Here is a 19,080-nt window from a genome sequence, read left to right as displayed (position 1 = left end):
GCGGCCGTCGCGCCTCCCCGGCCTGCGCGATGCGTGCGGCTGGGAGCGGAACAGTCATTCTGACGCCGGATCAGCAGCTGCTCTGTGTGCTCCTGCAAGACGACCCGGCGGTTTTTGCCGAAACGGCAACAAAGCTCGCTTCGACCGCGCCGTTCTCTGCATGCTGGTGACCCGATCTTGACGTACGACGGATCGAGAGCCTTGGAGGGTTCATGCCGCAGCAGACCTCGGACATCGTCCACCGCCTGGTCCCCTCGCCCGCAGGCCGGATCCATCTGGTGGAGCAGGGCACAGGACCGCTGGTGTTGCTCGTGCACGGCTTCCCGGAGTTCTGGTACTCCTGGCGCCATCAGCTGCCGGTCTTGGCCGCGGCTGGATACAGGGCGGTCGCTGTCGATGTCCGAGGCTACGGCCGTTCCTCCAAACCCGAGGGCACGGACGCCTACCGGATGCTCGACCTCGTCGAGGACAACGCCGCGGTCGTACACGCCCTGGGCGAAGAGACCGCGGTGATCGTCGGCCACGACTGGGGCGCCACCATCGCGGCCAACTCCGCCCTCCTCAAGCCGGACATCTTCCGCGCGCTGGGGCTGCTCAGCGTCCCCTACGCCCCGCGCAGCGGACCGAGGCCCAGTGAGATCTTCGCGCAGATGGGCGGGAATGAGGAGTTCTATGTCTCCTACTTCCAGCAGCCCGGCCGTGCCGAGGCCGAGATCGAGCCCGACGTGCGCGGCTGGCTCGCGGGCTTCTACGCCGCCCTGTCCGCCGACACCATGCCGGCGCCCGGCACGCCGAGCCCACACTTCGTCAACCGGGGTGGGACGCTCCGCGAACGGTTTCCGACCGGGCCGCGGCCCACCTGGCTCAGCGAGCAGGACCTCGATGTGTACGCCGAGGAGTTCGAGCGGACCGGTATGACGTGCGCGCTCAACCGTTACCGGAACATGGACCGGGACTGGGAAAATCTCGCCGCCTTCGACGGTGCCCCCATCAGCCAGCCGTCGCTGTTCGTCGGCGGCAGTCTGGACGCGTCCACCAGCTGGATGTCCGATGCCATCAAGGCATTCCCCACCACACTGCCCGGCCTGCTCTCCTCCGACATCCTCGACGGCTGCGGCCACTGGATCCAGCAAGAGCGCCCCGCCGAGATCAACCGGCTCCTGACCGACTGGCTCGCATCTCTCCAAACCTGAAGTACCCGCTCAGGCCCGGCGCCTCCGGCACGGACGCCAACACGCTGCTCACCCTCGCGCGCGCAGAGCCTTGACGGCCGCTTCCACCTGCCGCAGCGGCTCGGGGCCAACCGCCCGCAACGCCACTGTGTCAGCCCCCGCCGCCCACAACTCGCCTACCCGAGCAGCCACCTGGGCGGCGGAGCCGGTCGCGGCGAACACCTCCTCGGCCGGCCGACCGAGCCACTCGCCGTGGCCCGCCAATGCCGGGCCGACCGTGGCCTGAAGCCGTGCCGGGTCGTCCTCGACGCAGAGAAACGCGAACACTGTCAGACTCTGCAGGGCATCGGCCGGCCTCCCCTTCGCCATGTGCCCGAGAGCCGCCGCCAGATCGGCGGGACCATGCCCCTCCGCGAGGATGGCGCCGTCCGCGACCCGCCCCGCGAGCTCCAGCGAACGTGGCCGGACCACCCCGGCCAACACCGGCGGCACCACCGCGGGCGGATGCACCAGCCGCACCGCGTCCAGCTGAACCTCCCGGCCGTCGATGCTCACCTGCTCGCCGCGCAGCAGACCGCGCACCGCCGTCACCGTCTCCTCCAGCAGCGCCAGCGGACTGCGCGGTGCGGCACCGACCTGCACCATCCACTCACGGACCCCATGGCCGATCCCTGCCGTCAGGCGTCCGGGGAACATCCTCGCCAGCGCCGCCAGCTCCATGGCGAGCAACGCCGGGTTCCGCAGCGGTGCGGGCGCGATCCCGATCCCCACCCGCAGTTCCTCGGTCACCGCCAGTGCGGCCGCGGCGGACGCGATGGATCCGGTCCACCCCAGGTCCTCCACCACCCAAAGGTCGTCGACACCCAACGCCTCCATCGCCCGCGCGAAGTCCGGCAGCCCCTCCGGGGCCCACTCCCGGTCGTACATCACGCCGACGCGCTTGCCAGGATCAGTCATGACCCGAACGCTATGCAGCGGGGCAGCGGCAACGCAACGGGCCCCGGTATCCGAAGAGATGACATTGCCTCGCCGTCACGTACGGGTTTGCCCAGGCCTGACCCCGGGGCCGGGTCCGGGACCACGGTCTGCGGCATGAGGCGGTGTCGACGTCTGCGGTCAGTGGCCGCCGGTGGGACGGTCGCAGCCGGCGTGGTCGGGGTAGCCGGAGAAGGCGTCCGCCCGGGTGGAATCGCGGTCCATCGTGCCTTCCACACACAGCGGGAAGGCGTCGATGAGGAAGCCGACTCCGGTGGGGCCGTTCTGATAGGAGTGCACCTTCCCGGCGGAGTAGCCGAGGCCGGTGAGCACATTGCTGGTGTTCGCAGGGTCGAAATCACCGCGCTTGCGCAGCGGTTCGAGCGCTCCCTCGACCCGCCGGACGGCCACGAGCCCGTCGCAGCGGCTCTGGCCGTGCAGCGGTAAGGGAACCATGAAACCGTGGTTCTCGGCGTAGTGGTCGGTGGGCGGCGCGGCCGCGCCCGAGGTGGCTGGGCTCGTCGATGGCGCGGGCGTGGGGCTCTCTCCGGGGCACAGAGGGTCCGCCGGTCTGCTCGGCGTCGCCGCCGTGGTCCGTGAGGGGCCGTCCGCCCGAGCATCGTCCCCCGCCCGCCGCATCCCGCACCCTGCCGCCAACATGGCCAACACCGCCAAAGCCGGCACCCCGAACCGGACCCCCGTCGACCTCGTCATCATCATGTTCCGATCCTCCCCCACCCTGGGTGGCCGGGCGACACGCCGCGTTCGGAGCAAGGTGGTTGTCCGGTTCGGGTGGGGGTCTCAGGCTGTGGCCCATGAGCACTGGGAACGGGTACGCGGGTTGGGATATCCGGAGGGCGGGCCCGGATGCGGCCGGACACAGGCTGCTGATGCTCCCTGGTGGGATGTGCACGACGGAGTTCTACGCGGATGTGATGGCCGAGCCGGCCATTGCGGCGGCCGGCCTGGGCATGGTGGCGGTGACGCTACCGGGGTTCGGGCGTACGCCTCCGCCCAAGGACCTGACGATGGAGAACTACGCCAGGCTGATGGGCCGATTCGCCGCGGAGTCGGGTTGCGACGTGCTGGTGGGCCACAGCATGGGGGCGAACGTGGCGCTCGAGATGGTGGCGGCCGGTGTGTTCTCGGGACCGGTGGTGCTGCTGTCGCCGACGTTCTCCCGGGGGGATGAGGCGAAGTTCCTGGGGGTGATGAACAGCGTGGGCCGGGTGCCGGGGGTGGGGGCTCTGGCGTGGACGGTGATGATGAAGGTACTGCCGAGGGCGATGAAGAGCGATCTTCCATCGGGACGCGCGGACGCGTTGGCCGCGGGCTTGGCAGGAAACGATCCGGGGTTCTGTCGCGGGATCGTGCGTCGCTACTACGAGTACCTGGACCGGCATGGGTCGCTGGTCGCCCGATTGTGCGACTCGGGGGCGCCGGCGTGGGTCGTGCGCGGCGACCGCGACGAGATCGGGCTCACGCAGGAGGAGCTTCAGGGACTGCGGGCTTGCCCCCAGGTCACGATGGTCACGGTGCCGGACGCGGGGCACATGGCGCTGGTCGAGCAGCCCGCGCGCATCGCCGAGGTGATCGTCGAGGCGGCCACGACGGGCTCGGGACCGCGGTAGCCAAGCCCCACGGCGGCCGCGTCACACGGTGAAGTTGTCCGGATCGCTCGCGGACCAGTCCGCCTGCCAGTCCGCCGGCAGTCCCTTGCCGTCGAGCAGTTGGCCGGGCTCCAGCCAGCTGAACAGCTCCGCGTACGAGGCGACGGCGTGGTGCGACGTACGGCGATAGAGCATGTGCGGGCGCAACTGCGCCGGGTCGGTGACACCGAGAGACGCCATGATCTCCATGGCGCTGTGCACGGTGGCCTGCTGGAAGCGGCGGACCCGCTGGTACTTGTCAGCCACGACCAGCGCCCGGGCCCGGTGCGGGTCCTGGGTCGTGACACCGGTCGGGCAGGTGTTGGTGTGGCACCGCTGGGACTGGATGCATCCGACCGCGAACATCATCGCGCGGGCGGCATTGGTGTAGTCGGCGCCCTGGATCAGCCGTTTGACGATGTCCGCCCCGGTGGCGACCTTCCCGCTGGCACCAATCCTGACCCGGTGACGCAGGCCGGCGCCGACCAACGCGTTGTGCACGGTGATCAGTCCCTCGGTGAGGGGCGCCCCGACGTGGTCGACGAACTCCAGCGGGGCCGCTCCGGTGCCGCCCTCCGCGCCGTCCACCACGATGAAGTCGGGCGTGATGTCGAGCGTCAGCATCGCCTTGACGATCGCCAGCACATCGCGGCGGCTGCCCACGCACAGCTTGAACCCAACGGGCTTGCCCCCGGCCAGTTCACGCATCCTGGCGAGGAACAGGACGAGTTCCCGCGGCGTGGAGAAGACCTGGTGGTAGGAGGGCGAGATCACGGTTTCGCCCTCCGGCACCTCCCGTACCCGGGCGATCTCCGCATTGACCTTCGCACCGGGCAGGACACCGCCCTTGCCGGGTTTGGCGCCCTGCGACAGCTTCAGCGAGACACAGCGGACGGAGTCGCCCGCGGCCTTCTTGGCGAACTCGTCCGCATCGAATCCGCCGTCCTTGGTGCGGCAGCCGAAATAGCCGGTCCCGATCTCCCAGATCAGGTCCCCGCCGTACCGGAGGTGGTATTCGGAGATGCCGCCCTCACCGGTGTCATGTGCGAATCCGCCGTCAGCGGCGCCCCGGTTGAGCGCGAGAATCGCGTTCGACGACAGGGATCCGAAGCTCATCGCCGACACGTTCAGCAGGGCCATGTCGTACGGCTGCGTACAGCCGGGGCCGCCGACGCGTGCGGTGAAGGGCTTGTCGGGGACCGGGCGCGGAGCGACCGAGTGGATGAAGTACTCGTGGCCCGGCTCGTAGACCGCCAGTTCGGTGCCGAAAGGGTCCTGGTCGGCGGTGCCCTTGGCCCGTTCGTAGACGGTGGAACGGGTGTCCCGGTCGAACGGCTGACCGTCGTAGTCCCGCTCGATGAAGTACTGCTGCAGCTCCGGTCGAATGGACTCCATCACGTACCGTAGATGCCCGATGACCGGATAGTTGCGCAGCACGGAGTGCTTCTTCTGCACCAGGTCGTAGATGCCGGTCACTGCGGCCAGAGCGAACGGTACGGCCGCGATCCACCACCAGGCGCCGACCCCGAGTGCGGCAGCCGTGGAGGCGGCTGCGGCCAGTGCGACGGCCATCACCAGGATTGTGCGCAGCACCACTCCTCCTCGATCCTTCGGCTCCCGCAGACCGCGCCGATCGGCACCGGAGGGCAGGAGATCTACTTTCCACGTGCCCGCGCCCCCGCGGCATATGCCGCGGCAAGCGTGTGGGGCCGCAGCCGTAAGCGGCTGCGGCCCCAGGAGCTGTGCGGATGCTGTCAGGTCAGCGCTTGAACGCGTCCTTGACGTGCTCGGCTGCCTGCTTCACATCTCCCTTGGCCTGGTCGCCGCGACCCTCGGCCTCAAGGCGCTCGTTGCCTACCGTCTTACCGGCCGCTTCCTTGATCTTTCCCTTGGCCTTGTCCGCGGTGTTCTCGGCCTTGTCTCGGGTGCTCATGAGGTCTCCTCCAAGATCGGTGCGGGTGGTGCACTGGGCCGCCTACCCACCTCCGCGGGATCGATGTCACGGCTCTGTCGGATCACTCATGGCTCCGCACGGCGCCGCTCAGCAGAGGGAAATTCCTGTGAATGATTGATTCTGCCGGGGGTATCCGCTGGTCAGGAGGCTGATAGCCATGGGTCCGTTGCTTCTGGTTCTACTGCTCGCCCTCATTCTCTTCGGTGCCGGCTTCGCACTGAAGATCCTCTGGTGGGTCGCCGTCGTCGTCCTGGTGGTCTGGCTGCTCGGCTTCGTCATGCGCGGCACCGGAGCCTCCGGCAGCCGCGGTCGCTGGTACCGCTGGTAGGTGGCGTGGCCCTACCGCTCACCGCAGCCTGAGCCCCCGGCACAGGCCCCGCCGGTCCCGGTGCGGTGAGCTCCCGCGCCCGAGCGACGATTGCGGCGTCGGCGTCGATACCGTGTACGGCCCTGGCACGGACGGCGAGGAGTCGGGCAAGGTCGCCGCTGCCGGACCCGACATCCAGGGCGCCGTCAAAGCGTTCGGGGAGCTGTCTCAGGATCCAACGGTGATAGTGGGCGTTGTGGTCCCAGGGATGGGCGGCATGGAAACGGTCGAGTGCTCGAAGGACGCGAGACAGCAGTGTCGTCATGCCATGAGTGCATCAGACCATCGGTCGTCCGCGACACCCTCCCCGACGATCTTGCTTGCGCACCAGTAGGAACGTGTCGACGAGCGACTGGCGCCATCCGCGGACCTCAGTCACGTTCCGCGGTTCGGCCACGACCAGGGCGTACCGCATTCGGCTCACGCAGCTCCCTACTGGCCGAGAAGCGGTACCGCGGCAAAGGTGTGGTCCTGCCAGATCAGGCGGGAGGTCTCCTCCGGGTAGGTGGCGACGGCCGGCTGGGTGTCGAAGAGCTGCACGAGGCGTTGCTCGGTGTCGTACGCGGGCCAGCCGGGGTCGCCGTGGGCGGCGAACGCCGTCCATGCGGCGCGCATACGAGTGGACAGCGCCTCTGCCTCCGGGGAAGGGGTTTCGCCGATCAGCACGGCGGGCTGGCCGCGGTCGAGGTTGCCGAAGACGAGCGGCACGTCGAGGCCGTGGCAGGCGCCGAAGGCGCCGCCCATGCCCGGGGCGGGCCAGGTCAGCTCGTAGACGTGGGCGCGGCCGCCGGCGGCGGTCTGGGCCTGGGCGAGGTGGAGGGACGGCATGCGGAACAGCCAGTCGGAGTGAACCAGTTCGTACAGCTCCTCCGGACCCGCATCCGGGAAACCCTCCCGGTATCGGCGTGCACCGTCCTGGCCGGGACTGAAAACGTGCAGGGCGGTCGCCGCCTGCTCCTCGGTCACCTGGCCGAGCAGGCCGGCGAGCGCGGTGAGCAGCCGCTGCTCGTCGCGGGTGTGGCCGACGAGGAGTTCGATGTCCCGGCCGGCGCCGTCGATCAGGGCCTGCCACGGAGTGACCGGCAGGGTGTCACCGTCGACGACCGGCGAGAACGGGATCGACCTGTGCGCGACCTGACCCCAGCGTTCAGCCCATTGGGCCATCTTGGCGCCGACCGCATCACCGGCGGCCGACAGCCGGGCCGGAGGCACCGTGGACAGGTCGGCCACCGTGGGCCGCAGCCCCAGCTCTGCTGCGCAGGAGGTGGCGATGTCGGCTGCGAGCTCCGGCGAGAAGTACGTGCCCGGCACGCTCTGCGCGACGGCCCGCCCGAAGAGGCCGGCCGCACGCGGCATGGCCAGCAGCGCGGCCACCGATCCGGCGCCCGCCGACTGGCCGAAGACCGTGACCCGGGCCGGGTCACCGCCGAAGGCCCGGATGTTGTCCCGTACCCACTCCAGAGCAGCGACCTGGTCGAGCAGACCCCGGTTGGCGGGCGCCCCCTCGATCTGCCCGAAACCCTCAAAGCCGACACGGTAGTTGAACGTCACCACGACAACGCCGCCGTCCCGCGCGAGGCGGCCGCCGTCGAATTCGGGGAGACTGGACATGCCGAACACGTAGCCGCCGCCCTGGATCCACACCATCACCGGCAGCCCTGCGGCCGGGCCCGGATCGGGCGACCAGACATTGACCGTCAGCCAGTCGTCGGCGTCCGCATCCTCCACCAGCGCGGCCATACCGAACACGTCGGCCTGAGGGGGCGGCGGTCCGTAGGACACCGCCGACCGCACCCCGTCCCATCCCCGTACCGGCCGCGGCGCGGCGAAACGCAGCGAGCCGACCGGCGGCTCGGCGAACGGGATGCCACGGAAGACCCCCACACCCGCCTCCCGACTGCCACGCAGCACCCCGCCCACCGCGCGGACTTCGGGCTGGGACCCGGACGGCTCGGACGGCTCGGACGCGACCTCGGTCATCACCACTCCCTCTCCGGGCGGGTGGAGCGCGATCACAGGGGTTCGCGTCGGCCCGGACAATACGGATCATCCTGCTGCACCATGCCGCGCGCCAGCCATTTTCGGCTGCCCCGGACTCATGGACGCGAAGGCGTAGTTCCACACCCGGTCGATCCAGCCCTTGAGGATGGCGGGAAGCCCGAACTACCGGATCGGGAAGGCCACGACGGTTGCGGCCGTCACCCGTCCAGCCGGACGAGCATCTTGCCGGTGTTGGCGCCACGCATCATGCCGAGGAACGCGGCCGGGGCCCGGTCGATGCCCTCGAACGCGGTCTGTTCGGTGCGGAGCGTGCCGTCGGCCAGCCACCCGGCGGCGCGTCCGATCCACTCGGGGACGAGGTCGAAATAGCTGCGGCCCAGCATGCCGCGCAGGTTCAGCTCCTTGGCGGCCGCCTGGAACAGGTTGTCGGGGCCGGGGGCCGGCTCGGTGGCGTTGTAGTCGCTGATCGCGCCGACCAGCGGGCACGCCGCCCAGCTGCTCGGCACGGCCGCCGCCGTTCGGAAGTCGGTCGGCACGCCTCTTCCCAAAGCTGAACGCGGCGACGTCGACCGCATCACCCTGCGCGCGACGGAAGCTCTGGACCCGGACGCATTCGCCACCGCCTTCCGGCAAGGCCGCGACCTGGACCCCGCCGATCATTTGCAGCACTTGCCCCCGTCCGCTGCGGATGGCTGCGGATGACCCGGAGCCGGAACGACAACTGACGTGATGGCCGACCCCGCATGACCCATGGCGGGGGCATGCTCCGAACGTGAGTTCTCGGCCGGGGTGCGTCCCCTCCGCATCATGGTCCAGTCGCTCTCGCCGGAGCCGTGGGATGCCGCAGGGCCGCCAGTTCGGGGGGATCACGCAGGATGCTCCAGGCGACAGGACCGAGCAGATCCGCGAGGCGCTGGAAGACGTCCAGGAACAGGTCATCGATGGTGAGCATGCCGACGAGGCGCTCTCCGTCGAGGACCGGCAGCCGTCGCACGCCGGATCGGCGGAAGGTCCGGTACGCGGCTTCCACGTCGTCCGTGGCGTCCAGTGCGGTGACAGGCGCGGACATCAGCTCGGACACCGCAGTGTCCGCGGTACCGCCCTGCGCGAGACACCGCACCACCAGATCACGGTCGGTGACGATGCCCTCAAGGCGGTCGCCCGTCGCGACCAGGACGGACCCGACCGCAGCGTCCTCCATACGGAGAGCGACCTTCCGGACGGTGGTGTCCGGGGGCACCGTGACCGGTGGCGCCATCATGAATTCAGAGACCTTCATGATTCCGTCTCCTCTCGGACGACCTCCAGCGGCTGCGGGCTGTTCCCAGGATGTGGGAGGTGGCAGCCCGCCCACCTTCCCAGCAGAGTCCTCTCCTGCCGTGGGCGGAAGGGGGCATAGGTCCTGTTTACCGGGCCGCTCGGCCCTGCCCGCCGGCCGGCACATCACGCGAGCACTCCGGTACGACCGACCGGGCAGGTCCGCCGCGCGGGCCGCCCGGCCCAGGTGCGGGGTCCGAGTGGCCCATGCGCTCCGCCGGTGGGCGGGCCAGGCTGGAAGTACGGAGGCAAACGGGAGCGTATCGCCGGCCGTGCGAGAGGAGGCTGCCATGACGCGCCCTGTCTCAGCTGGGCTGCACGGTTCGCGGGAGAGTCCTGCCGCGGCGGACTGGGCGGCCCGCACCTGACAACACACGAAGGGAACGATCATGAAGGCGTTCGTTTTCCACGGCCCGGGGCGGTCCGCGTGGGAGGACGTTCCCGACCCGGGGATCCAGGACGCCGCCGATGCGATCGTCCGCGTCGACGCCGTCACCATCTGCGGCACGGATCTGCACATTCTCAAAGGTGACGTACCGGATGTCCCGCCCGGCACGATCCTCGGCCACGAGGCCGTCGGCGAGGTCGTCGAGGTCGGCACCGGCGTGCGTACGGTCCGGCCCGGCGACCGGGTCCTGGTCTCCTGCATCTCGGCCTGCGGACGCTGCCGCTTCTGCCGGGAGGGCGCCTACGGGCAGTGCCTCGGCGGAGGCGGCTGGATCCTCGGCCACACGATCGACGGCACCCAGGCCGAATACGTCCGGGCGCCCTTCGCCGACCTGTCCGTGCACCCGCTGCCCGGCGCGCTGGACAGCCACGACGCCGTACTACTGGCCGACATCTTCCCCACCGCCTACGAGGTGGGCGTCCTGAACGGCGAAGTAGCTCCTGGGGACACCGTCGTCGTGGTCGGAGCCGGCCCCATCGGCCTCGCCGCGATCGCCACGGCACGGTTGTTCTCGCCGGGCAGGATCATCGCCGTCGACCTCGCGCAGCCCCGCCTGGATGCGGCCAAGCAGCTGGGCGCGGACGCGGTGGTCAACGCCGCCGAAGGCCCGGAACGGCTGGTCGCCGACCTCACCGACGGCCTCGGAGCCGATGCGGTCATCGAGGCGGTCGGCGTGCCCGAGAGCTTCGAGATGTGCACCCGCATGGTGCGCCCCGGAGGGCACGTGGCCAACGTCGGCGTGCACGGCAAGCCCGCGACCCTGCACCTGGAGGGCCTGTGGAGCAAGAACCTGACGATCCGCACCGGTCTCGTCGACACCTACTCCACCCCCACCCTGCTGCGAATGATGGCCGCCGGACGGCTGCCGGCTTCGGCGCTGGTCACCCACAGCTTCGAACTCGACCGGATGGAGGAGGCGTACGACGTCTTCTCCCGGGCCGCCGACACCGGTGCGCTGAAGGTCGTGCTCGGCGGCAAACCCCACGACGTCCTGACCCTCAGGACCGGATGAAAGGACGTGACCGGCCATGGCCGAGCAGATGAAGGCCACCGGAGACATCGGACGCCGGATCGCCCTGCGGCGCGAGCAGCTGGGCCTCACCCGGGAGCAGGCCGCCGCCCGGGCGGGCACCGCCCCCGAGTACCTGCAGTACGTGGAGGAGCAACCGGTCGCGGCCCCGGAACTCGGCTTCCTGCTCCGGCTGGCCGAGGCCTTGGACACCTCCGTCAGATGGCTGCGCGGTGGTGACGCCGACCTGCCGCCGGGTACCGGTCGGGCAGCCAGCCATCCCGAGCTGGTGGAGCTGAAGCCCGAGGAGTGCTGGGCCCACCTGTCCACGCACGGGGTGGGTCGCATCGCGGTGTCCACGCCCGACGGCCCCACCATCGCTCCGGTCAACTACACCGTCGCGGACCACGCTGTCGCTTTCAGGACGGCGCCCGGCGCCACGCCCGCCCTGGCCGCCGGCACCGAGACCGCGTTCGAGGTGGACCACATCGACGAGGCGCTGAGCCAGGGCTGGAGCGTGCTCGTGGTCGGCCGCGCCGAGCGCGTCACCGATCCGGACGTCGCCCGGCGCCTCACCGACGCGGCCCACACCCGGCCGTGGGCGGGCGACGGCCGTGAGCTGTGGGTGCGCATCGAGCCCAGGCGCATCACAGGACGGCGGATCCTGGTCCGCTGACGCCCGCCGGGACGGACTCCCCCGCCCGCCCCTGCCGATGCCGGTGCCGTTCAGCGATCAGCGATCAGCGATCAGCGATCAGCGATCAGTCGAGCTTCGCGACGGTGAGCAGCACCGCTGCGTCCTCGAGCGCGTGCAGGCTGTGGCGAGCCGGGGGAATGATGATCAGGTCGCCGGTCCTGCCGTCCCAGGAGGTGTCCCCGCTGGTGAGCCGTACGCGCCCGGACAGCACCAGCAGGGTCGCCTCGCCCGGGCTCTCGTGCTCGGCCAGGGAGTTGCCTGCCGTCAATGCGAGGACGGTCTGGCGCAGCACATGCTCATGGCCGCCGTACACGGTCTCGGAACTGCGCCCGGAGGAGGCGGCAGCGGCGCGTTCCAGGTGCTCGCGGGCCTGTGCGTCGAGGGAAAGTTTCTGCATGGGCTCTAGTCTCCGTCACGGTGGGTGGTGATCGCGGTTGCACTTGCGGCGGGTCGCCTGCGCTGCCACCGGATCCACGAGGGTGGTCGGTGGCGCCCACCCCGCTCTGTGTCAGCGAATCCCCGCTCGCTGTCCGACATGGGCGGGCCGGTCACCACCCGCGGTGCGGCGCCCGCGCGCCCAACTGGGTCTCGTCGCGGCTTCGGTAGACGATGTAGGGGCGGGTGAGGTAGCCGACCGGTGCGGTGAGCACGTGCACCAGACGGGTGAACGGCCAGATGCCGAAGAGCAGCAGCGCGCTGAGGGCGTGCAGTTGGTACAGCAGCGGGGCGCCGCCCATCAGGGCGGGCTCGGGATAGAAGTAGAAGACGGATCGGAACCAGGGGGAGATGGTGGTGCGGTAGTCGTAGCCGCCTCCGATGACGTTGGAGACGATGGTGGCGGACAGGCCCAGTACCAGGGTCAGGGCGAGCATGGCGTACATCAGCTTGTCGTTGCGGGTGGTGGCGCTGAACACCGCTCCGACCGTGCGTCTGCGATAGATGAGGATGGCGAGGCCGGCCAGGGTGCTGACACCGGCGAGCGTGCCCAGAGTGACAGCCAGGACGTGGTAGGTGTGCTCGCTCACCCCGAGGGCCCGGGTCCAGCTCTCGGGGACGACCAGGCCCCCGACGTGACCGGCGGCGACCGCGAGGATGCCGAAGTGGAACAGCGGGCTGCCCATGCGCAGCAGCCGGTTCTCGTACAGCTGGGAAGAGCGGGTGGTCCAGCCGAACTTGTCGTAGCGGTAGCGCCAGATGTGGCCCGCGACGAAGACCGTCAGAGCAATGTAGGGCAGGACCACCCACAGGACCAGGTCCAGGGCGCCGGCGGGGGCCGCGGCGGCTTGCGGGTTCATCGGGGGCCTCGGGCCTGCTGGGGCTGAGGAGCCGGCCTGTGTGTCGACGGCGGTGGCATGAACTCCGGCGGTGCGAACGGGGCGAGCCCCACCTGTTCCTCGGGCGGGCCTTGGGCGGCGAGTGCGGCGACCGCCTGTCGCTCGTCTCCGGCCAGCGCCGGCAGTGTCGCCGACACGGACTGCAGCACGTCCGCCCAGGGAGAGTGCGCGTCGCTCAGCGCCAGCCGCAGCAGTTCCAGTCCTGCGCGATGTTCCTGCAGCAGGGTGCGCCCGATGTCGGGACCGGCGCCTGCGGCGAACTCCAGGACCACCGCGAGATGGTCGGGCAGTTCCTCATCGGTCAGCAGCTGTCCGGCCGCGGCGTAGGTCTGCTTGAGGCGCAGCAGTGCGACACCGCGTCGGCGGGTGTCGCCGTGGGCGTAGTAGGTCAAGAACAGGCAGCAGCGTTTGCGCTGGTCGAAGGTGGCGACGTAGTCCGCTGTCAGCTCGCCGATGGGAGTGCGCTCGAGATGGTCCAGGAACCGGAGCAGCGGCGCGGCGACACGGTCGGGAAGGGTTCCGGCGGCGCTGCGCAGGAGTGCGACCTGACCGAGGAGTTGGGAGTCGGGGTAGGCCAGCAGCAGGGACTGGGCCTGCCAGGCCACGTGGTTGCGGTCGCTGGTGGGGCTCACGGGCTCTGCTCCTTCGCCGGGTCGGCTGCGTCCCGGGGCTGTTCCGATGTGGGGAACAGGCCGTCGGGGTGCCCCTGGCCGTTCCAGTTGAGCAGGTTGACGCGGTTGGCCTTGCTGTCCGGGGCCGCGAGGGTGTCGGATGTCTGGCGCTCGCGCAGCAGGTGGAAGTTCTCCACGGCGACCGGCGTGGGCGCTCCGGAGGCTTCCCCGAAGGGTCCGTCCCCTCCCATGCCGGGGCCGTCCTCGAAGTCCAAGCTGCACTCGGTGGCGAGCTCCTCCAGGCTGTGGGCCTGTTCGGCGTGGGCGGGCGGGATGACGTAGCGGTCCTCGTACTTGGCCAGCGCGAGCAGCCGGTACATGTCGTAGACCTGTTCCTCGGTCATCCCGACGGCGGCGGGGATGGCGGGGTCGGGTTCGCGGCCCAGGTTGATGTCGCGCATGTAGGAGCGCATGGCGGCCAGTCTGCGCAGGACGGCGTCGACAGGCGCGGGGTCGCCGGCGGTGAACAGCTGGGCAAGGTAGTCGATCGGGATGCGCAGGGATTCGATGGCAGCGAAGAGGTTGCCCGAGTCCTCGGCGTCGTAGCCGGTGTCGCGGACCTGGTCGACGACCGGGGACAGCGGGGGGATGTACCAGACCATGGGCAGGGTGCGGTACTCCGGGTGCAGGGGCAGGGCGACCTTGTACGTGTTGATCAGCGCGTGGACCGGGGAGCGCTGGGCGGCCTGGATCCAGTCCCTGGCGATGCCCGCGTGCTCGGCGTCAGCGATGACCTGCGAGTCGTTCGGGTCGAGGAAGACCGCCCGCTGCGCCTCGTACAGGTCGGTGTCCTCCGGGGTGGAGGCGGCCTGCAGTACCTGGTCGGGGTCGTAGAGGACCAGGCCGATGTAGCGCAGCCGTCCGACGCAGGTCTCCGCGCAGACGGTGGGCATGCCGACCTCGATGCGGGGGTAGCAGAAGGTGCACTTCTCGGCCTTGCCGGTGCGGTGGTTGAAGTAGATCTTCTTGTACGGGCAGCCCGACACGCACATGCGCCAGCCGCGACAGCGGTCCTGGTCGACCAGGACGATGCCGTCCTCGGCGCGCTTGTAGATCGCCCCGGAGGGGCAGGATGCGGCGCAGGACGGGTTGAGGCAGTGCTCGCAGATGCGCGGCAGGTAGAACATGAAGGTCTGCTCGAACTCGAGTTTGATCTTGTCGCCGACGGCTGCGAGGAGCACGTCCTTGTGGCCGTGGTCGGGTGAGCCTCCCAGGTCGTCGTCCCAGTTGGCGGACCAGGTGATCTTCATGTCCTTGCCGGTGATCAGGGACTTGGGCCGGGCGACCGGGGTGTGCTCCTGCAGCGGTGCGTTGATCAGCGTCTCGTAGTCGTAGGTCCAGGGTTCGTAGTAGTCGGCGAGGGTGGGCAGCTTGGGGTTGGAGAAGATGTTGATGAGTTTGTTGAGCCGGCCACCGGCCTTCAGGGTCAGTCGTCGGCGCTTGTTGAGCTCCCAGCCGCCGCGCCAGTGCTCCTGGTCCTCGTAGCGGCGCGGGTAGCCCTGTCCTGGCCGGGTCTCGACGTTGTTGAACCAGGCGTACTCCACGCCGGGGCGGTTGGTCCATGCCTGTTTGCAGGTGACCGAGCAGGTGTGGCAGCCGATGCACTTGTCGAGGTTCATCACCATCGCCATCTGCGCCATCACCTTGCGGCGGGTGTCCTTGCTGCGGGCCATCAGTAGGTCACCTCCTGGTCGCGACGGCGGATGACGGTGACCTCGTCGCGCTGGTTGCCGGTGGGGCCGAGGTAGTTGAAGGCGTAGGTCAGCTGTGCGTAGCCGCCGATCAGGTGGCTGGGTTTGACCAACAGCCGGGTCAGCGAGTTGTGGATGCCGCCGCGGCGCCCGTTGGTCTCGGTGAGCGGCACGTCGATGAGGCGGTCCTGGGCGTGGTGCATGTAGACGGTGCCCTGCGGCATGCGGTGGGAGACCACGGCGCGGGCCACGACGACGCCGTTGCGGTTCACGGCCTCGATCCAGTCGTTGTCGTGCACGCCGATCTTCGCCGCGTCCTCCTTGCTCATCCAGATCGTCTGCCCGCCGCGCGACAGGGAGAGCATGAACAGGTTGTCCTGGTACTCGGAGTGGATGGACCACTTGTTGTGCGGGGTCAGGTAGCGCACGGTGATGCCCAGTTCGCCCTGGTGGCCGATCTCGGGCTCGTCGAACAGGGCGTGCATGTTCAGCGGCGGCCGGTAGACGGGCATCCATTCGCCCAGTTCGGCCATCCAGTCGTGGTCCAGGAAGAAGTGCTGGCGTCCGGTGAGGGTGTGCCATGGCTTGAGCCGCTCGACGTTGATGGTGAACGGCGAGTAGCGGCGTCCGCCGGTCTCCGAGCCGGACCACTCCGGGGAGGTGATGACCGGCACCGGGCCCTTCTGGGTGTCGGCGAAGGTGATGCGCTTGCCTTCGTGTTCGGCTGCCAGGTCCGCCAGCGGGACGCCGGTGCGCGCTTCGAGGGTGTGGAAGCCCTGGGTGGCCAGATGTCCGTTGGTGGTGCCGGACAGGGCCAGGATCGCCTCGCAGGCGTCCACGTCGCGGGCGATGGAGGGGCGGCCGTCGGCGACGCCGCCGCGCACGGTGCCGTTCTTGTGACGCAGGTACTCCAGTTCCCGGGTGACGTCGAAGGTGACGCCCTTGGTGGTGGCGCCCAGGGTGTCCAGCAGCGGGCCGAGGGCGGTCATCTTCTCGGCGACCGCGCCGTAGTCGCGCTCGACGGTGATCAGCTTCGGCATGGTGCGACCGGGGACCGGTTCGCACTCCCCCGCCTTCCAGTCCAGCACCCGGCCGTGCGGGGTCGCCATCGCGTCAGGGGTGTCGTGCTGCAGCGGGGCGGCGACCACGTCGTTGACGACGCCGAGGTGATCGCCCGCCAGCTTGCTGAAGGCGGTGGCGATGGTGTTGAAGGCGTCCCAGTCGGTCCGGGTCTGCCACGGCGGGGCGATGGCCGGGTTGAAGGAGTTCACGAAGGGGTGCATGTCGGTGGTGTTCAGGTCGTGCTTCTCGTACCAGGTCGCGGCCGGCAGCACGATGTCGGAGTACATCGTGGTGCTGGTCATCCTGAAGTCCAGGGTCAGCAGCAGGTCCAGCTTTCCGGTGGGTGCCTGGTCGTGCCACTTCACGTCCTGCGGGCGGGCGCCCGGGGGTGCCTCGGTGGCGCGGACGGCGGAGTCGGTGCCGAGCAGGTGCTTGAGGAAGTACTCGTTGCCCTTGGCCGAGGAGCCGAGCAGGTTCGCCCGCCAGATCGTCAGCACCCGCGGGAAGTTCTCCGGGGCGTCCGGGTCCTCGCCGGCGAACCGGAGCCGGCCCGTCTTGAGCTCGTCCACCACATAGTCCCCGACCGGCTGACCGGATGCCCCGGCGTCGGCGGCGAGGGTGAGCGGGTTGCGGTCGAAGGTGGGGTAGGACGGCATCCAGCCCATCCGCGCCGAGGCCGCGATGACGTCGGCGGTGCTCTTTCCCGCGAAGGTACCGCCCGCGCCGGCCGCGGCCAGGGTGTCGGCGCTGAACGGGTCGTAGCGGTACTGGTCGGTGTGCAGGTACCAGTAGGCGGTCTGGATCATCTGCCGGGCCGGGCGGTTCCAGTCCGCCGCCGTCGACAGTGCGGAGTACCCGGTGATCGGGCGGACCTTCTCCTGCCCGACGTAGTGGGCCCAGCCGCCGCCGTTGACGCCCTGACAGCCGGTCAGCGTGGTCAGGGTCAGAAAGGAGCGGTAGATGGTGTCGGAGTGGAACCAGTGGTTGGTCCCCGCCCCCATGATGATCATGGAGCGGCCCTTGGACTCCTCCGCGTTGGTGGCGAACTCGCGGGCGATGCGCGCCGCCGTCTCCCCCGCGACGCCGGTGATGGCGGCCTGCCAGGCCGGGGTGTAGGGCTGCTCGGGGTCGTCGTAGCCGGTGGGCCACACGCCCGGCAGGCCCTCGCGGACCACCCCGTACTGGGCCAGCAGCAGGTCGTACACCGTGGTCACCAGATGTCCGGCGACCTGGCGCACCGGCACGCCCCGGGAGAGCTGAGCCGCACTGCCGTCGGCCGTGTCGAAACGCGTCAGCTGCACCGGAACGGCGCTCACCCCGTCACCGGCGACCGTCAGCAGCGGGTCGACCCCACCCAGGTCCAGGTTCCACTTGCCCACGCCCGCCTCGCCGTAACGGTGCCCGAGCGAGCCGCCGGGAACCACCGGATCACCGGTGGCGGCATCCAGCAGCACCGTCTTGAACACCGCGTTCTCCGCCTGGGCCGGCTCGCCGCCCAGCTCGGCGGCGGTCAGGAACTTGCCCGGCACGAAGACCGCGTCCGCGCCCTCGCCCCGCTGCTCCAGGGTGACCAGGAACGGCAGGTCGGTGTAGCGCTTGACGTAGTCGGTGAAGTAGTCGACCTGCCGGTCGACGAAGAACTCCTTGAGGATGACGTGCCCCATCGCCATCGCCAGCGCGCCGTCGGTGCCCGGCGCCGCGGGCAGCCACTCGTCGGCGAACTTGACGTTGTCGGCGTAGTCCGGAGCGACCGCGATCACCTTCTGGCCGCGGTAGCGGGCCTCGGCCATCCAGTGGGCGTCCGGGGTGCGGGTCACCGGCAGGTTCGAACCCCACATGATCAGATAGCCGGCGTCCCACCAGTCCCCGGACTCCGGCACGTCGGTCTGGTCCCCGAACACCTGCGGGGAGGCCACCGGCAGATCGGCATACCAGTCGTAGAACGACAGCATCACCCCGCCCAGCAGCGAGTAGAAGCGGGCGCCCGCAGCGTGGGAGACCATCGACATCGCCGGGATCGGCGAGAACCCCGCCAGCCGGTCCGGGCCGTATGCCTTGATCGTGTGCACGTGCGCGGCGGCGATCATCTCGCTCGCCTCGTCCCAACTCGCCCGCACCAGGCCGCCCTTGCCGCGCACCGACTTGTAGCGCCGGGCCCGCTCCGGGTCGCCCACCACATCCGCCCAGGCCAGCACCGGGTCACCCAACCTGGCCCTGGCCTCGCGGTACATCTCCAGCAGTACCCCTCGGACGTACGGGTAGCGGATCCGGGTGGGCGAGTAGGTGTACCAGGAGAACGCTGCGCCTCGCGGACATCCCCGGGGCTCGTACTCGGGCGAGTCGGGGCCGACCGAGGGGTAGTCGGTCTGCTGCGACTCCCACGTGATGATGCCGTCCTTGACGTAGACCTTCCACGAGCAGGAACCGGTGCAGTTGACGCCGTGGGTGGAGCGCACCACCTTGTCGTGGCTCCAGCGGTCCCGGTAGAAGTCGTCGCCCTGCCTGCCACCGATCTTGAGCATGGTGCGCCGGTCCTCGGAGACCTCGGCCCGGGTGAAGAACCGGCGGGTGGCCACCAGGGCGTCCGCCAGTTCGCTGTCCAGACCGCCCTTACGTATCTCGGGGTCACGCTTGGCCCTCACGGTGCCGCCTTCCAGGGCCCGCGGGCCCGTGCTGCTGGGTTCGATCGTGATCGGTGACCGGCCGGGAGTTGTCGGCGCTGCCAGTGCTGTC

17 protein-coding genes and 2 pseudogenes are annotated in these 19,080 nt (G+C 69.9%); 5 read left to right on the top strand and 14 right to left on the bottom strand.

The window, feature by feature from the left end; genetic code table 11:
* The first annotated feature begins 212 nt into the window (after positions 1–212).
* Positions 213–1,193: an alpha/beta fold hydrolase gene (locus AC07DC_RS15680; RefSeq protein WP_478914932.1), complete on the top strand. Its 981-nt coding sequence runs from the start codon at positions 213–215 to the stop codon at positions 1,191–1,193.
* Positions 1,194–1,241: 48 nt separating this feature from the next.
* On the opposite strand, the gene AC07DC_RS15675 is transcribed toward AC07DC_RS15680, so the two are convergent.
* Both AC07DC_RS15675 and AC07DC_RS15670 read right to left on the bottom strand, forming a co-directional pair.
* A complete protein-coding gene (locus AC07DC_RS15675; protein ID WP_478914931.1) occupies positions 1,242–2,129 on the bottom strand; it encodes an LLM class flavin-dependent oxidoreductase in 888 nt (295 codons plus the stop codon).
* Positions 2,130–2,288: 159 nt separating this feature from the next.
* Entirely contained in the window at positions 2,289–2,603 is a 315-nt protein-coding gene (locus tag AC07DC_RS15670) for a hypothetical protein (RefSeq protein ID WP_478914930.1), read from the bottom strand.
* A 68-nt stretch (positions 2,604–2,671) separates the two neighbouring features.
* On the opposite strand from AC07DC_RS15670, the gene AC07DC_RS15665 reads away from it, so the two are divergent.
* The gene (locus AC07DC_RS15665; protein WP_478914929.1) at positions 2,672–3,778 is read left to right on the top strand and encodes an alpha/beta fold hydrolase; all 1,107 of its coding nucleotides are present in this window, start codon (positions 2,672–2,674) and stop codon (positions 3,776–3,778) included.
* 21 nt (positions 3,779–3,799) lie between these two features.
* On the opposite strand, the gene AC07DC_RS15660 is transcribed toward AC07DC_RS15665, so the two are convergent.
* Together AC07DC_RS15660 and AC07DC_RS15655 are read right to left on the bottom strand one after the other, a co-directional pair.
* Complete coding sequence (locus AC07DC_RS15660) at positions 3,800–5,368, bottom strand: FMN-binding glutamate synthase family protein (RefSeq protein WP_478915141.1); 1,569 nt, start codon at positions 5,366–5,368, stop codon at positions 3,800–3,802.
* A 187-nt stretch (positions 5,369–5,555) separates the two neighbouring features.
* Positions 5,556–5,729 carry a CsbD family protein gene (locus AC07DC_RS15655; RefSeq protein WP_478914928.1) on the bottom strand — a complete coding sequence of 58 codons (174 nt, stop codon included), beginning with the start codon at positions 5,727–5,729 and terminating at the stop codon, positions 5,556–5,558.
* A 178-nt stretch (positions 5,730–5,907) separates the two neighbouring features.
* On the opposite strand from AC07DC_RS15655, the gene AC07DC_RS15650 reads away from it, so the two are divergent.
* The gene (locus tag AC07DC_RS15650) at positions 5,908–6,078 is read left to right on the top strand and encodes a hydrophobic protein (protein ID WP_138355290.1); all 171 of its coding nucleotides are present in this window, start codon (positions 5,908–5,910) and stop codon (positions 6,076–6,078) included.
* Between the two features lie 55 nt (positions 6,079–6,133).
* Here AC07DC_RS15650 and AC07DC_RS15645 read toward each other — a convergent pair.
* The 5 genes and pseudogenes from AC07DC_RS15645 to AC07DC_RS15625 all read right to left on the bottom strand — a co-directional run.
* A pseudogene (locus AC07DC_RS15645) lies at positions 6,134–6,382 on the bottom strand (class I SAM-dependent methyltransferase); the annotation flags it as partial.
* A gap of 167 nt (positions 6,383–6,549) precedes the next feature.
* Entirely contained in the window at positions 6,550–8,097 is a 1,548-nt protein-coding gene (locus AC07DC_RS15640) for a carboxylesterase/lipase family protein (RefSeq protein ID WP_478914927.1), read from the bottom strand.
* A 66-nt stretch (positions 8,098–8,163) separates the two neighbouring features.
* Positions 8,164–8,268: pseudogene (locus tag AC07DC_RS15635) on the bottom strand (hypothetical protein); the annotation flags it as partial.
* 47 nt (positions 8,269–8,315) lie between these two features.
* Positions 8,316–8,654, bottom strand: a complete 339-nt coding sequence (locus AC07DC_RS15630; RefSeq protein ID WP_478914926.1) for a hypothetical protein — start codon at positions 8,652–8,654, stop codon at positions 8,316–8,318.
* A gap of 269 nt (positions 8,655–8,923) precedes the next feature.
* Positions 8,924–9,397 carry a CBS domain-containing protein gene (locus AC07DC_RS15625; protein ID WP_478914925.1) on the bottom strand — a complete coding sequence of 158 codons (474 nt, stop codon included), beginning with the start codon at positions 9,395–9,397 and terminating at the stop codon, positions 8,924–8,926.
* Positions 9,398–9,824: 427 nt separating this feature from the next.
* Here AC07DC_RS15625 and AC07DC_RS15620 point away from each other — a divergent pair, with 427 nt between their 5' ends.
* Both AC07DC_RS15620 and AC07DC_RS15615 read left to right on the top strand, forming a co-directional pair.
* Entirely contained in the window at positions 9,825–10,895 is a 1,071-nt protein-coding gene (locus AC07DC_RS15620) for a zinc-dependent alcohol dehydrogenase family protein (RefSeq protein ID WP_478914924.1), read from the top strand.
* 16 nt (positions 10,896–10,911) lie between these two features.
* Positions 10,912–11,568: a helix-turn-helix domain-containing protein gene (locus tag AC07DC_RS15615; RefSeq protein ID WP_478914923.1), complete on the top strand. Its 657-nt coding sequence runs from the start codon at positions 10,912–10,914 to the stop codon at positions 11,566–11,568.
* 85 nt (positions 11,569–11,653) lie between these two features.
* Here the strand turns inward: AC07DC_RS15615 and AC07DC_RS15610 are convergent, their stop codons facing one another.
* From AC07DC_RS15610 to AC07DC_RS15590, 5 genes are all read right to left on the bottom strand, one after another.
* A complete protein-coding gene (locus tag AC07DC_RS15610; protein ID WP_478914922.1) occupies positions 11,654–11,986 on the bottom strand; it encodes a cupin domain-containing protein in 333 nt (110 codons plus the stop codon).
* A gap of 151 nt (positions 11,987–12,137) precedes the next feature.
* Positions 12,138–12,884 (bottom strand): respiratory nitrate reductase subunit gamma, encoded by a 747-nt coding sequence (gene narI, locus AC07DC_RS15605; protein WP_478914921.1) that lies wholly within the window; start codon positions 12,882–12,884, stop codon positions 12,138–12,140.
* Positions 12,881–13,555: a nitrate reductase molybdenum cofactor assembly chaperone gene (gene narJ, locus AC07DC_RS15600; RefSeq protein ID WP_478914920.1), complete on the bottom strand. Its 675-nt coding sequence runs from the start codon at positions 13,553–13,555 to the stop codon at positions 12,881–12,883. The genes narI and narJ overlap by 4 nt, the downstream gene beginning before the upstream one ends.
* On the bottom strand, positions 13,552–15,267 hold the full coding sequence (gene narH, locus AC07DC_RS15595; protein ID WP_478914919.1) for a nitrate reductase subunit beta: 1,716 nt from the start codon (positions 15,265–15,267) through the stop codon (positions 13,552–13,554). Before narH ends, narJ begins: the two co-directional genes overlap by 4 nt.
* Positions 15,267–18,989 carry a nitrate reductase subunit alpha gene (locus AC07DC_RS15590; protein WP_478914918.1) on the bottom strand — a complete coding sequence of 1,241 codons (3,723 nt, stop codon included), beginning with the start codon at positions 18,987–18,989 and terminating at the stop codon, positions 15,267–15,269. Before AC07DC_RS15590 ends, narH begins: the two co-directional genes overlap by 1 nt.
* Between the last annotated feature and the right edge of the window lie 91 nt (positions 18,990–19,080).

It is taken from the genome of Streptomyces sp. NPDC045021 (assembly GCF_056432645.1).
This window is presented reverse-complemented; position numbering and strand designations above follow the sequence as displayed.